At 65.4% G+C, this 12,433-nt stretch carries 14 protein-coding genes; 10 read left to right on the plus strand and 4 right to left on the minus strand.

What is annotated here, in order from left to right; genetic code table 11:
* The first annotated feature begins 1 nt into the window (after nucleotide 1).
* Both EV669_RS04135 and EV669_RS04140 read left to right on the plus strand, forming a co-directional pair.
* Complete coding sequence (locus tag EV669_RS04135; protein WP_132097966.1) at nucleotides 2-1,378, plus strand: HlyD family type I secretion periplasmic adaptor subunit; 1,377 nt, start codon at nucleotides 2-4, stop codon at nucleotides 1,376-1,378.
* A gap of 13 nt (nucleotides 1,379-1,391) precedes the next feature.
* Nucleotides 1,392-2,735: a TolC family outer membrane protein gene (locus EV669_RS04140; RefSeq protein ID WP_072242867.1), complete on the plus strand. Its 1,344-nt coding sequence runs from the start codon at nucleotides 1,392-1,394 to the stop codon at nucleotides 2,733-2,735.
* A gap of 76 nt (nucleotides 2,736-2,811) precedes the next feature.
* On the opposite strand, the gene thiE is transcribed toward EV669_RS04140, so the two are convergent.
* Both thiE and thiD read right to left on the minus strand, forming a co-directional pair.
* Nucleotides 2,812-3,435, minus strand: a complete 624-nt coding sequence (gene thiE / locus EV669_RS04145; protein ID WP_132097967.1) for a thiamine phosphate synthase — start codon at nucleotides 3,433-3,435, stop codon at nucleotides 2,812-2,814.
* Nucleotides 3,432-4,292 carry a bifunctional hydroxymethylpyrimidine kinase/phosphomethylpyrimidine kinase gene (gene thiD / locus EV669_RS04150; RefSeq protein ID WP_318271310.1) on the minus strand — a complete coding sequence of 287 codons (861 nt, stop codon included), beginning with the start codon at nucleotides 4,290-4,292 and terminating at the stop codon, nucleotides 3,432-3,434. Before thiD ends, thiE begins: the two co-directional genes overlap by 4 nt.
* Before the next feature lie 69 nt (nucleotides 4,293-4,361).
* On the opposite strand from thiD, the gene EV669_RS04155 reads away from it, so the two are divergent.
* The 7 genes from EV669_RS04155 (at nucleotide 4,362) to EV669_RS04185 (ending at nucleotide 10,220) form a co-directional block, all read left to right on the plus strand.
* Nucleotides 4,362-4,526, plus strand: a complete 165-nt coding sequence (locus EV669_RS04155; protein WP_132097969.1) for a rubredoxin — start codon at nucleotides 4,362-4,364, stop codon at nucleotides 4,524-4,526.
* Between the two features lie 25 nt (nucleotides 4,527-4,551).
* On the plus strand, nucleotides 4,552-5,379 hold the full coding sequence (locus EV669_RS04160) for a M48 family metallopeptidase (protein WP_054286103.1): 828 nt from the start codon (nucleotides 4,552-4,554) through the stop codon (nucleotides 5,377-5,379).
* Nucleotides 5,380-5,517: 138 nt separating this feature from the next.
* A complete protein-coding gene (locus tag EV669_RS04165; protein WP_054286104.1) occupies nucleotides 5,518-5,934 on the plus strand; it encodes a CopD family protein in 417 nt (138 codons plus the stop codon).
* Between the two features lie 25 nt (nucleotides 5,935-5,959).
* Nucleotides 5,960-6,427, plus strand: coding sequence for a CYTH domain-containing protein (locus EV669_RS04170; RefSeq protein ID WP_054286105.1), 468 nt, complete (start codon nucleotides 5,960-5,962; stop codon nucleotides 6,425-6,427).
* Between the two features lie 77 nt (nucleotides 6,428-6,504).
* Nucleotides 6,505-7,185 (plus strand): SGNH/GDSL hydrolase family protein, encoded by a 681-nt coding sequence (locus EV669_RS04175; protein ID WP_132097970.1) that lies wholly within the window; start codon nucleotides 6,505-6,507, stop codon nucleotides 7,183-7,185.
* 104 nt (nucleotides 7,186-7,289) lie between these two features.
* Nucleotides 7,290-8,570, plus strand: coding sequence for a glutamate-1-semialdehyde 2,1-aminomutase (gene hemL / locus EV669_RS04180; protein WP_054286107.1), 1,281 nt, complete (start codon nucleotides 7,290-7,292; stop codon nucleotides 8,568-8,570).
* Nucleotides 8,571-8,642: 72 nt separating this feature from the next.
* Nucleotides 8,643-10,220 carry a sensor domain-containing diguanylate cyclase gene (locus EV669_RS04185; protein WP_132097971.1) on the plus strand — a complete coding sequence of 526 codons (1,578 nt, stop codon included), beginning with the start codon at nucleotides 8,643-8,645 and terminating at the stop codon, nucleotides 10,218-10,220.
* Between the two features lie 28 nt (nucleotides 10,221-10,248).
* Here EV669_RS04185 and EV669_RS04190 read toward each other — a convergent pair whose 3' ends face one another.
* Together EV669_RS04190 and EV669_RS04195 are read right to left on the minus strand one after the other, a co-directional pair.
* Nucleotides 10,249-10,656, minus strand: coding sequence for a VOC family protein (locus EV669_RS04190; RefSeq protein WP_055433876.1), 408 nt, complete (start codon nucleotides 10,654-10,656; stop codon nucleotides 10,249-10,251).
* Nucleotides 10,657-10,694: 38 nt separating this feature from the next.
* Nucleotides 10,695-11,423: a 16S rRNA (uracil(1498)-N(3))-methyltransferase gene (locus tag EV669_RS04195; protein ID WP_055433875.1), complete on the minus strand. Its 729-nt coding sequence runs from the start codon at nucleotides 11,421-11,423 to the stop codon at nucleotides 10,695-10,697.
* A 115-nt stretch (nucleotides 11,424-11,538) separates the two neighbouring features.
* Between EV669_RS04195 and EV669_RS04200 the strand changes: the two genes are divergently transcribed.
* Nucleotides 11,539-12,330: an inositol monophosphatase family protein gene (locus tag EV669_RS04200; RefSeq protein ID WP_054286111.1), complete on the plus strand. Its 792-nt coding sequence runs from the start codon at nucleotides 11,539-11,541 to the stop codon at nucleotides 12,328-12,330.
* The last annotated feature ends 103 nt before the right edge of the window (nucleotides 12,331-12,433 follow it).

A 12,433-nucleotide genomic window follows, 5' to 3' on the forward strand; every position in this document is an offset into this window, starting at 1 on the left:
CATGAACTGGCTCAATTTCAAGAAGAAGGCACACCAGGCAGAAACCATCGAAGGGCAGGCCCAGCGAACCGATGCACTGCCCCAGGCCCCGGTGGACACCGACGACAAGAGCATCAGCCGCTGGGGCATGCGGGTACTGCTGGTGGGTTTTGGCGGTTTCGTCCTATGGGCGGCACTGGCGCCGCTGGATGAGGGTGTCACCGCCAACGGCACGGTAATCGTGGCCTCCAATCGCCAGACCGTGCAGCACCTCACGGGCGGCATCGTCGACAGCATTCTGGTGGAAGAAGGCCAGCCGGTGAAAAAGGGCCAGCCGCTGGTCCGCCTCAACGACACCCAGGCGCGCGCCCAGCTGGGCATGACCCTGACGCAGTACATCAGCGCCAAGGCCGTCGAAGACCGGCTGATTTCCGAGCGGGACAACCGGCCGACCGTCACCTTTTCGCCCGACCTGGAAAAGCTGGCCGAGGACCCGCGCGTCCGGGAAGCCAAGGCCCTGCAGACCCAGCTCTTCAATACACGTCGTGCCGCGCTCCAGAGCGAGCTTGGCATCCTGCGCGAGAACCTGCAGGGCCTGAGCGCACAGCTGAGCGGCTACCAGGCGCTGCGGGAAAGCCGTCAGGCCCAGAGCCGCTGGATCACCGAGGAGCTCAAGGGCGTGCGCGATCTGGCACAGGAAGGTTACGTGCCCAAGAACCGGCTCTACCAGCTGGAGCGCAGTGCAGCCGAAGCCAACGGGGCACTGGCGGACACCATCGCCAACATCGGGCGTACCCAGAACGGCATCTCGGAAGTGAAGATGCGCCTGGTCGCTCGCCAGCAGGAATATCAGAAAGAGGTGGAGTCGCAACTGACGGACATTCAGAAAGAAGCGACAGCGCTGGCCGACAAGCTCAATGCTCTGCGCTATGAAACCAGCAACACCGTGATCCGCGCACCGATGGATGGATATGTGGTAGGGCTGAAAGTACACACGGTGGGCGGCGTGGTACAGGGTGGCCAGCCGCTGATGGACGTGGTCCCGCACAACGAACCCCTGATCATTGAGGCGATGGTGGACCCATCAATGAGCGCCAAGGTGAAACCGGGCATGCCGGTGGACATCACCTTCCCGGCCCTCAACCAGCACACCACGCCAGTCATCCCGGGTGAGGTGCAGACCTTCTCGGCCGACCGCCTGGTAGACCAGAAGACTGGAGCGCCTTATTTCCTCGCGCAGGTGAAGGTCACGTCTGAAGGCATGAAGCTGATCGGCAAACAGCAGATCCGCCCTGGCATGCCGGCCGCAGTGGTGATGAAAGCAGGGGAGAGAACCTTCCTCGAATACCTGCTCAAGCCGCTCAAGGACCGCATGGCGCTGTCGTTCAAGGAGGAATGAGGTGAACTTGCGGATGAAGTCTCTCATTACCGGCCTGTGCCTGGCATGGGCCCTGCCGGTGCACGCGCTCAGCCTGCTGGAAGGCTACCGCCTGGCCAAGACCCGCGACCCCGTCTACCGGGCCGCACAGGCCGAACGCGAGGCGGGCGAAGCCAATCGCGCCCTTGGCCGCGCACAGCTGCTACCGGTGATTGCTGCCAGCGGCTCGCGCATGGAGGTGGAGGGCGACCAGCGCTACCCCAGTACCAACCCCCTGACCCGCAAAACTACCACCGTGGTGCGTGAACTCGACTACGTCAGCAAGAACGGCACCATCCAGCTGCGCCAGCCCATCTTCAACCTGCAGCGCTGGGCCGAGTACCGCCAGGGGCAGCTACGGGCGGACTACAGCGAGGCGGTGTTCTCCAAAAAGGAAAAGGACCTGGCCGTCCGCTACCTGACGGCCTATCTGGACGTGCTCCTGGCACGGGAAACACTGGCGCTTGCAGAGGCCAAGGTCAGCGCGCTGAAGGAACAGCAGGCGCAGACCGACCGCCAGTTCGAGCTGGGGGATGGCACGCTCACCGACAAGAAGGAAGTGGAAGCCCGGCTGTCGCTGGCGCAGGCGCAGGTGCTGGAGGCACAGGACCAGTTCGGCATCGCCAGTCGCACGCTCGGCGCCATCATCGGCGAAGCCCCGTCGGGGCTGCATCAGCCGCGCGCCGAAAACCTGGCCCAACTGCGCACCCCGCCGGCCGAGACACTGCAGCGCTGGCTGGAACTGGCGGTGACCAACAGCCCCGACCTGCACGCCAGCCAGAAGAACGTGGAGCTGAGCAAGCAGGAGATCACCAAAGCGCGATCGGGGCATTTCCCCACCATCGACTTCATTGCCAGCCGCAGCCACGCCACTTCCGAATCGATCACCACCATCGACCAGCGCACACTCAGCAACTCGATCGGCTTCCAGGTCAACATCCCGATCTTTGCAGGGGGCTCGGTGTCGGCGCAGACCGACCAGGCCCGCGCGCGGCTGACCCAGGCACAGTTCGAGCTGGACAATGTGCGCAGCCAGATCGAACTTGAGGTGAACAAGCAGTACGCCGGCGTGGTCAACGGCATCGCCAAGACCGAAGCGCTGCTCAAGGCCGTGGCCTCGAGCGAGGAGGCCCTCAAGGCAAGCAGGATCGGCTTCAGGGCAGGGGTACGCACCACCACCGACATCCTCAATGCCGAGGAGCAACGCTTTACTGCCCGCCGGGAGCTGGCCCAGGCAAGCTACGGCATGCTGGCCAGCTGGATCCGCCTGCGGGCCACCAGCGGCACTCTACTGGAAGAAGACCTGGTGCGGCTGGACGACCTCTTCCGCCGCAGTTGAGGCAGAACCGCCCACCCGAAGCACAACAGCCCGCCCGCAGCGGGCTGTTTTTATGGAGGCCGGGAAAGTGGCGCACTCAGGCGCAGGGATAGAGTCCGGCCAGCAGGGCTGCGGCCGCCCGGGGATCCGCAGCCCCGAACACGCCGTCGACCACGGCCAGCAGGTCTGCCCCGGCGGCCACCACCGCAGCGGCGTTGTCCGGCCGGATGCCTCCGATCGCCACCCGCGGCACGCCCAGTTCGCGCGCGGCCGCAAACAGGGCGAGCGGCGCCCGAGGCGCCCCGGGTTTGGTCGTGGAAGGATGGACGGCACCGAAGGCCACGTAATCAGCCCCTGCACGGACCGCCTCGCGCGCCCGCTCCAGACTGTCGTAACAGGAGGCACCAACCACGGCAGCGCGGCCCAGCCGCTGTCTGGCTTCGGTCACGGCCGCATCGTCGCGTCCGACATGGACGCCATCGGCGCCGACCGCTTCGGCCAACCCCAGGTCATCGTTGACGATGAACAGCACCCCATGGCGTCGGCACAGGGTTTGCAAGACCTCTGCCTGTGTCCGCCGCAACAGGCCGTCAGCCAGTTTGCTGCGGTACTGCAGCACGCACGCTCCGCCGGCCAGCACGGCCTGTGTCTGCTGAAGCAGATGCTCGGTGTCGCTGGTTTCCGGGGTGATGGCGTACAGCCCACAAGGCGGCCGGTTCATTCGGGCTCCGCGCCGGCATCTTCTTCCGGATTTTCGGGCCCAGCCTCGTCCCGGCTCCAGAACAGCCGGTCGGGAATGAACTGCCCCATGCCGGGACGAAAGGCGTGGGCGAGCGTCTGGTAGGTATAGGCCTGGGCCTCGCGCACTGCCTCGCCGATTTCCACGCCCTGCGCCAGAAAGGCAGTAAGTGCGGACGCCAGCGTGCAACCGGAACCGTGGTAACTGCCGGGCAGGCGGGGCCAGCGGTCTTCGCGGATGCGGCCCTCGGGACCATAGAGCACGTTGACCACGTCAGCGCTGCCCTCGTGGGTACCGGTGATCAGCACGTAGGCCGGCCCCAGAGCCAGCAGCCGTCGGGCACACTCGTCCAGGTCGGGGTCGTCGTCCCCGTCCGGGTCGTTGACCGCCAACCGGCGCGCTTCCAGGCTGTTGGGCGTGAGCACGCTCACCTGCGGCAGCAACATGTCGCGCATGGCCGCCACCAGATCGTCATCGGCCATCGGGCTGCCACTGCCGCTGGCGAGCACCGGGTCGAGAACCAAGGGCACGTCGGGGTAGTCTGACACGAGCTCGGTGATGGCAGCGACGTTCTCGACGCTGCCGATCATGCCCACCTTGAAAGCCTCGACGGGCATGTCTTCGAGTACCATGCGAGCCTGGTCCACCACCCAGTCCGGCTCCATCACGAGGAAATCGTCGAGGGTGGCACTGTCCTGCACGGTGATGGCAGTGACTACCGGCAAGGGGTGGCAGCCCAAGCTGGCGAGGGTGAGCAGGTCGGCCGAAAGACCGGCGCCTCCGGAAGGGTCGTTACCGGCGAGGACCAGCACGGCCGGGTAGGGGCGTTCGTTCGTCAATGCTTTAACCTCGCTGTGGTCAGGATTTAAAATCTTCTCTTTCATTTTAACCGAGCAAAGGGTCAACGTATGCGTACCTGGATGTGCCTCATCTGCGGCTTCATTTACGACGAGGAGGCTGGCCGCCCCGAGGACGGCATTGCGCCGGGCACCAAGTGGGCGGACATCCCCCCGAACTGGACCTGCCCGGACTGCGATGCCCGCAAGGAAGACTTCGAAATGGTGGAAATCTGATTCCACCGCCCACAAGGAGAACCGAATGCAACGCCGCTGGAAAACCCTGATCCTGTCCCTCACCCTGCCGGCCGTGCTCGGCCTGGGGGCCTGTGCGGACGTCTCCACCACCCAGACCGGGGCAGTCGGAGTCAATCGCAAGCAGCGCATGCTGCTGTCCTCCGATCAGGTCGAGGAGATTTCGGCCAAGGCCTACCAGCAGGAAGAAACCAAGCTGCGCGGCGCCGGCAAGCTCAACACCGATCCGGCCCTGACGGCCCGGGTACGCCGCGTGAGCGACCGCCTGATCCGCCAAGCCACCGTGTTCCGTCCGGACGCTGCCCGCTGGAAGTGGGAAGTGAACGTGGCCAATGCGCCCAACGAACTGAACGCCTACGCGATGGCCGGCGGCAAGATCATGGTCTACAGCGGCCTGATGACCAAGCTCAACCTGAGCGACGACGAGCTCGCCGCTGTCATCGGCCACGAGATGGCCCATGCCCTGCGCGAGCATTCGCGCGAGAGCATGAGCCAGGAGTACGCACAGCAGATGGGCCTGTCGGTGGTGGGCGCGCTCGCGGGTCTCAATGAAAGCCAGCTCAACCTCGCCGCCATGGCCACCGATGTTGCCCTCTCCAAGCCGCACAGCCGCACCATGGAGAACGAAGCCGACACCATGGGCCTGGAACTGATGGCCCGTGCCGGCTACAACCCGCAGGCCGCCATCAGCGTCTGGAACAAGATGATGGCTCAAGGGCAGGGCGGCGGGATCGAGTTCCTGTCCACCCACCCCAGCGGCCCCAGTCGCATCGACAATCTGCGGCGCCACCTGCCGCAGGTGATGCCGCTCTACGAGGCAGCCCGCAAGCGCTAAGGCATTAGCCGGCGCACCGCTTCTCTGACGGGAAACAAGACGCCCCGGCTGCCCATCGCGCACAATGGCGTGCCGGTGGCGCCGGGGCGGTTCTTGCCGCCCGGCCCGGCCGGCCCCTTCCCTTTCGGAACGACTGCAATGGCATACCTCTATATCAAGGCTCTACACATCATCTTCGTGGTGTCGTGGTTTGCAGGTCTTTTCTACCTGCCCCGCATCTACGTCAACCTCGCCATGGCCAGTGAAGGCGCAGAGTACGACCGCCTGCTACTGATGTCGCGCAAGCTCTACCGCTTCGTGACGCCGATCATGCTGCTGGCGCTGGGCTTCGGCCTGTGGCTGTGGCTGGGCTACGGCATGACAGGCGGCTGGCTGCATGCCAAACTCGTGCTGGTGGCCGCGCTGGTGGTTTATCATTTCTGGTGCAGGCAGATCCTCCGCCGCTTTGAAACCCGCACCGAGCGCCACAGCCATGTGTGGTTCCGCTTCTTCAACGAATTCCCCGTCCTGGCCCTGTTCGCGGTGGTGATTCTGGTGGTGGTCAAACCCTTCTGAACAGGCTCACTGCAAGCGAGGTTGCATGGCTCTGGAAATCGAACGCCGCTTCTTGGTCAAGGGCGATGCCTGGCGCGCCCTGGCACCACCGAAGCTCTACAAGCAGGGCTATCTGTCGGTGGAAAAGGCGCGCACCGTCCGGGTGCGTATCGTGGAGACGTCGGCGTGGCTGACCCTGAAAGGCGCCATCAGCGACGTCAGCCGGCACGAATTCGAATACCCGATCCCGCTGGCAGATGCCCAGACCCTCCTGGATACGATGTGCCCGATGGTGGTGGAGAAGCACAGGCACCGTATCCAGTGCGGAGACCTCTGCTGGGAAGTGGACGAATTTTTCGGCGACAACGCCGGACTGATCCTGGCCGAGGTGGAACTGCCCGCGGAGGACACCCCCTTCGCCCGTCCCGACTGGCTGGGCGAGGAAGTCACCCACGACGGGCGCTTCACCAATGCCTACCTGTCGCAGCACCCCTACCGAAGCTGGGGCGCCTGAAGTCCTCGCCCGGCCGTTTTACCTAGCGTATCCGTGAAATTTAGAAAATCTTTACACAAGCTGAAAAAGCGGCTTTCATGCAGCGTATTCCGGGGATGAAGAATCCTCGTGCTGGGGGATTCCCACTGTGGCTCTTCGAATTCTGCTTCGACAACGGCCTACTGGGCAGACACCTCATCAACTGCGAGATCGTGGGGGGTGCCACCGCCACCGGGCTGGCCAATCCCCGTCCCACCAGCGGCGCACGCGCCCGGTTCGAGGGGGCAGTGCTGCGCTACCGGCGTTTCGATACCATCTTCCTGATGCTGGGCGAGGTGGACTGTTCGGTCACCTTCTGGCTGCTTGCCGCGCGAAGCGCGCAGGCTGCCACGGACTTCATTCCGCGAGCGGTGCAAAATATTGCCGGGATGGTGGAGTGGATCAGAAAACAGGTGCCGGGCAAGGCAATATTCTTGGTCGCAGCACCGCTGCCCTCTGTCACGGATGAACAGTCCGGTCAGCAGGAGCTGCCGCTGCGCCAGCGCATCGGGGCCAGCCTGGCACAACGCACCGCACTGGTTCACGCCTATAACCGGGCGCTGCATGCCCTAGCTCGGCAGCAGGGACTGGGGTGGATCGACACGATACCCGACCTCTTGGACCCGTCGACCGGGCTGCTCGACAGGCGTTTCTGCCATGAAGACAGGGTGGACCACCACCATTGCTTTGAAAAGACGGCGCCCGTATGGCGTAAGCATTTGCAACAGCATCTGCGCTGAGCGCCGGCAGGGTTGGCCGAAGCGCCCCGCACCTCCCGGCGGGCAGGCGCACCCGATACACAGCAACTGCGGCCCGTGAAGAGGCCGATAAGGAAGGAACAAGGATGTCCCGTAATCTCGAACTGTTCGAACGTGGCAAGCAGGTAATCCCCGGAGGAGTGAACTCTCCCGTCCGGGCCTTTGGCCAAGTCGGTGGCACGCCCCGCTTTGTGAAGCGCGCCGAGGGCGCCTTCTTCTGGGACGCTGACGACCGCCAGTACCTCGATTACGTGGGCAGCTGGGGCCCGGCCATCCTGGGCCATGCCCATCCCGATGTAGTGAAGGCTGTTCAAGAGGCGGCCACGGATGGCTTGTCCTTCGGCGCCCCCACCGAAGGCGAGGTTGAAATCGCCGAGGAAATCTGTCGGCTACTGCCGTCGGTGGAGCAGGTGCGGCTGGTGAGCTCCGGCACCGAAGCCACCATGAGTGCGATCCGTCTGGCACGCGGCTTCACCGGTCGGGACCTGATCGTGAAGTTTGAAGGCTGTTACCATGGCCACTCCGATAGCCTGCTGGTGAAGGCGGGCTCAGGCCTGCTCACCTTCGGCAACCCGTCCTCCGGCGGCGTGCCGGCCGACTGTACCCGGCACACGATGGTGCTGCAGTACAACGACGTGCAACAGCTGGCCGACACCTTCAAGGACCTGGGCGACAAGATCGCCTGTGTGATCCTGGAGCCGATCGCCGGCAACATGAACCTGATCCAGCCGTCCGCCGAGTTCGTGCAAGCGCTGCGCAGCCTGACCGAACAGCATGGCGCGGTGCTGATTTACGATGAAGTGATGACCGGTTTCCGGGTGGCGCTGGAGTGCGCCCAAGGTCTGCACGGCATCACGCCCGATCTGACCACGCTGGGCAAGGTGGTGGGCGGCGGCATGCCGCTGGCTGCCTTCGGCGGCCGGGCCGACATCATGGCGAAGATCGCGCCCTTGGGGAATGTCTATCAGGCAGGCACACTGTCGGGCAACCCGCTGTCGGTGGCGGCGGGCTTGGCCACGCTGCGCCTGATCCAGCAGCCGGGCTTCCATGCCACACTGGGTGCCCGCACCGCCCGTCTGGCACAGGGCTTGGCCGAAACCGCACGGAAGGCCGGCGTGGTGCTCAGCAGCGACAGCGTGGGCGGCATGTTCGGCTTTTATTTCAGCGAACAGGTCCCCACCTCGTATGCCGAGGCCACCCGCTGCGACATCGAACGCTTCAAGCGCTTCTTCCATGCCATGCTGGAAGAAGGCATCTATCTTGCCCCGTCTGCCTACGAAGCCGGCTTCGTCTCGATCGCGCACGACGACGCGCTGATCGAGCGCACCCTGGAGGCGGCCGCGCGGGCCTTCGCCCGTATCGCCTGATGCCGGGCCGGGCAGCCGCCCGGCCCCGTCCGCACCATGCAAGGAGCGCCCGTCCGGCAAGGACGGCCTGACATGAAACCCGTTTCACGCCGCCGAAACCTGCAGGGGCTGATCCTGCTGATTGCCCTGACCGCCATGGTGCTCACGCTGATCAACAGCACCCTGGCGGCGCGGCATGTGCTGGCGGAAAGCCTGATCCGCAACACGCTGGAGGCCCACCGTGTGTACGCGGCCAAGGTGGCGAGCAACACCGAAGGCTACATGCGCGCCCTGCAGCAGACGCTGCAGGCGGAAAGCGAGACGGTGTTAGCCCACTTCGACGACCCGCCGGAGCTGCAGCGTCGGTTGGACCGGGTGTTTCGCGCCACCGACTCCTTCAATCAGGTGGTGGCATTCAGCAGCGAAGGCCGTCTTTTGGCTGCTGCGCCCGCCGAACCGCTGCGGGAGGGCAAGGTCTTCGAAAGCTACGGCATCCGTCTTAACCTCAGCCAGCGCCAGCCGCTGATCACCGAGCCCTACATGGGGGCCAACGGCAAGCTGATGATCTTCGTCGGCCAGCCGCTCTTCGACCGCAACGGCAGCTACCTGGGCTATTACGGCGGCTCGATCCTGCTGCACGAGCGCAACATCCTGTACAGCCAGCTGAAGGAACACGCCTATCGCGACGGCTCCTATCTCTTCGTCGTCGACCATCGCGGGCACCTTCTTTACCACCCCGAGGTCCGCCGGGTGGACGAGCGCGTGGACCAGAACCCGGTGGTGCAGCGGCTGCTGCGCGGCGAGACGGGGGCGGCCCAAGTCACCAACTCGCGGGGCGTGCACATGCTGACGGGCTACGCCCCCATCCCCAGCCTGGGTTGGGGCGTGGTGTCACAGCGCCCCCGGGATGCGGCCTTGGCCGAGCTGGACCTGCTCACCCTGAGCCAGCTGCGCCATGCCGCGCCGCTCCTGGTCGCCATTCTGCTGGCGGTGTGGTGGATGTCACGCCAAGTGGCGCGCCCGCTGACACGGTTGGCCGAAGAGGCGCGCCATCTGGACGCCGCCGAGGTGCCCGAACGCATTCGTCGCATTCCCGGATGGTATCTGGAGGCGCAGCAGCTCAAGCTGGCCCTGCTGGCGGGCGTGCAGGCGATGCATTCGCAGTTGCACCGCTTCCGGCGCGAATCCAACACCGACCCGCTGACGGGGCTGGGCAACCGGCGCGAGTTCGACGCGATGATCGCGCACTGGAAGGCCAACCCTCAGCGCGTGGCCGTGGTGGTACTCGACGTGGACCATTTCAAGAACGTCAACGACACCTATGGTCATGAAACCGGCGACCAGGTACTGGTGGAACTGGCCAGACTGATGCGGGAAACCGCTCGCGACAGCGATATCCTGTGCCGGATGGGCGGCGAGGAGTTCGTGCTGATCCTGCCGCACGCCGATGCCGGTGGGGCCTTTGCACTGGCGGAACGGCTGCGGCTCAAGGTCGAGGCCGCCAGGCGACCTGACCTGCCTGCGGTCACCATCTCGGTGGGGGTGGCGTGCTGCCAGACGGGCGAGGATGCGCCGCTCCTCCTTGGCTTGGCCGATGCCGCGCTCTACCAAGCCAAGGAACAGGGCCGCAACCGGGTGGTGATGGCACCACCGCCCCGACCGGAAGCCTGAACCGTCTCTGCCCACCGGTCCCCAAACCTCAGGCGTGGGGAAACCCGGGGTTCCAGGCCACTTCCCAGAGAAAGCCGTCGGTATCGCGAAAGTACCCGCTGCGTCCGCCCCAGAATACGTCCTGTGCCGGCTTGACGATCTCCCCGCCCCGCTCGGCCACCTCTGCCAAGAGCGTATCCACCGCCTGCGGTGTGGCCACATTGTGCGCCAGCGTGAAGCCGGGAAAGGCCGACGGCGAGCTGTCGGCTACGGTCACATCCTCGGCCAGACGCGCCCGTGGGTAGAGCGACAGCCAAGTTTTGCCCAGCTCGAAGAAGGCCACGCCGGCCCCCTCGGGCATCGGCACGCGCGGCAAGCACAGCACCTGTTCGTAGAACGCGACGGCCCGGTCCAGATCGCCAACGCCCAGCGTCACCATGCTCAATCGTGCTTCCATTGCTGTCTCCTCGGTTTCAGGTTGGCCGAAGCCGGTCTTCAGGCCGCGTAATCGCCCCACAGCGTCTGCATCGCAGCCACTGCGGCTAGCGCGGCTGTCTCGGTGCGCAGAATGCGCGGCCCCAGCTTGAGGGGCGTCCAGCCAGCCGCCAGCGAGGCGGCCTCCTCGGCCTGCGACAGCCCGCCTTCGGGGCCGGCCATCAGCCACAACCGGCGCGGGGCGCTAGCCAGATCTGCCAGTCGTCGCGAACCCAGCGGAGACAGCAGCAGGTGGGCATCGGCTGGGGGCAGCGTGCGCAACCAAGCCTCCAGCGTCAGGATAGGGCGTACTTCGGGAAGCGTGTTGCGGCCGCACTGCTCGCAGGCTGCCAGCACGATCTCCTGCCAGCGGGCCACGCGTTTTTCTGCCCGCTCCCCCGCAAGCCGCACCACCGAGCGCGCGGTCGCCAGCGGCTGGAAGACGGTCACACCCATCTCCACTCCCTTCTGCAGCGTGAACTCCATGCGCTCGCCGCTGGAGATCGCCTGCGCCAGGCCCAGCCACAGCGCCGATTCGCGTTCGACCGGCAGCAGCCGGGTGATCTGGCAGCTGGCGCTGCGCTTCTCCACCGTCAACAACCGTGCCTCGGCTTCGCCGCCCTGCCCGTTGAACAGCGTGATGGTATCGTCCGGGCGCAGGCGCAGCACGTGTACATGCCGCACCACGGTATCGGGCAGGGCGAGAGTTTGATCGGACGCAAGCGCGGCCTCTACGAAAAACCTGGGCATGATGTATTGAAAGTCACTAGGGATGGCGGTATTTTGCGTTGTTTGCCCCGGTTATACCAAGCGCCCGTCGGGGGCGAAAGGCGGGGCACGGCAGCAGTCAGCCAAGGAGAAGCGGATGCAGGTGGTCGACCAGGTGATTCGTGTCGTGCGCGAGGTGGCGCAGACCGAGGTCATGCCCCGCTTCCTGCGGGTGGGCAGCAACCGCAAGACCGATGGCACCCTGTTTACCGAGGCGGACCTCGCCTGCCAGGCCGCGCTTGCCCACCTGCTGCCGCAGGTGCTGCCCCATCCTGTACTGGGCGAGGAGATGACCGACGAGGCCCAGCACGCCCTCTGGATGGCGCACCGCGACGGTCTGTGGGTCGTAGACCCGATCGACGGTACCACCAACTTCGTCAACGGCCTGCCCTACTTTGCCATCTCGGTAGCGCTGATGGTGGACGGCAAAAGCGAGCTCGGGGTGATCTACAACCCCGTGGCCGACGAAATGTTCTATGCCCGCCGTGGCAAGGGTGCCTATATGAACGGCATTCCGCTGCCGCTCAAGAAAACCCCCAACTGTATGAGCGATGCGATCGCCGGCGTGGAAGTGAAATACCTGCGCTCGGGCAAACTGGCCAACCGTCTCAACACGGTGGCACCATGCGGCAGCCAGCGCAACATGGGGGCCTCCACCCTGGACTGGTGTTCGCTTGCTTCCGGTCGCTACGACGTCTACCTGCACGGCGGCCAGCGTCTCTGGGATTATGCTGCGGGCGCGGTTATCCTTGAGGAAGCAGGCGGCCGCATCGCCAGCCTGGAGTCCGACGACTACTGGTCCGACCCACCCTGGAAGCGCTCCGCCATCGCCGCCCTGCACCCGCCGCTGTTCGAACAATGGCTACGCTGGGTACGGGCCAACCAGTAAGCGGACAGCCCTTCGCCCGGACACGCGGGGAACCCCCACACGCCTAAGCCGGTCCTACCCGGCCTTCCCTTTCATCCCGGCCGGCTCCTGCCGGCCCCATCAT

The organism is Gulbenkiania mobilis (genome assembly GCA_004346645.1).
GTDB lineage: Bacteria > Pseudomonadota > Gammaproteobacteria > Burkholderiales > Chromobacteriaceae > Gulbenkiania > Gulbenkiania mobilis.

What these genes read in the sequence shown, in the direction of transcription:
- EV669_RS04135 (WP_132097966.1), top strand. Translation starts at nt 2, where the DNA reads ATGAACTGGCTCAATTTCAAGAAGAAGGCACACCAGGCAGAAACCATC.
- EV669_RS04140 (WP_072242867.1), top strand. Translation starts at nt 1,392, where the DNA reads ATGAAGTCTCTCATTACCGGCCTGTGCCTGGCATGGGCCCTGCCGGTG.
- thiE (WP_132097967.1), bottom strand. Translation starts at nt 3,435, where the DNA reads ATGAACCGGCCGCCTTGTGGGCTGTACGCCATCACCCCGGAAACCAGC.
- EV669_RS04155 (WP_132097969.1), top strand. Translation starts at nt 4,362, where the DNA reads ATGCGTACCTGGATGTGCCTCATCTGCGGCTTCATTTACGACGAGGAG.
- EV669_RS04160 (WP_054286103.1), top strand. Translation starts at nt 4,552, where the DNA reads ATGCAACGCCGCTGGAAAACCCTGATCCTGTCCCTCACCCTGCCGGCC.
- EV669_RS04165 (WP_054286104.1), top strand. Translation starts at nt 5,518, where the DNA reads ATGGCATACCTCTATATCAAGGCTCTACACATCATCTTCGTGGTGTCG.
- EV669_RS04170 (WP_054286105.1), top strand. Translation starts at nt 5,960, where the DNA reads ATGGCTCTGGAAATCGAACGCCGCTTCTTGGTCAAGGGCGATGCCTGG.
- EV669_RS04175 (WP_132097970.1), top strand. Translation starts at nt 6,505, where the DNA reads ATGCAGCGTATTCCGGGGATGAAGAATCCTCGTGCTGGGGGATTCCCA.
- hemL (WP_054286107.1), top strand. Translation starts at nt 7,290, where the DNA reads ATGTCCCGTAATCTCGAACTGTTCGAACGTGGCAAGCAGGTAATCCCC.
- EV669_RS04185 (WP_132097971.1), top strand. Translation starts at nt 8,643, where the DNA reads ATGAAACCCGTTTCACGCCGCCGAAACCTGCAGGGGCTGATCCTGCTG.
- EV669_RS04190 (WP_055433876.1), bottom strand. Translation starts at nt 10,656, where the DNA reads ATGGAAGCACGATTGAGCATGGTGACGCTGGGCGTTGGCGATCTGGAC.
- EV669_RS04195 (WP_055433875.1), bottom strand. Translation starts at nt 11,423, where the DNA reads ATGCCCAGGTTTTTCGTAGAGGCCGCGCTTGCGTCCGATCAAACTCTC.
- EV669_RS04200 (WP_054286111.1), top strand. Translation starts at nt 11,539, where the DNA reads ATGCAGGTGGTCGACCAGGTGATTCGTGTCGTGCGCGAGGTGGCGCAG.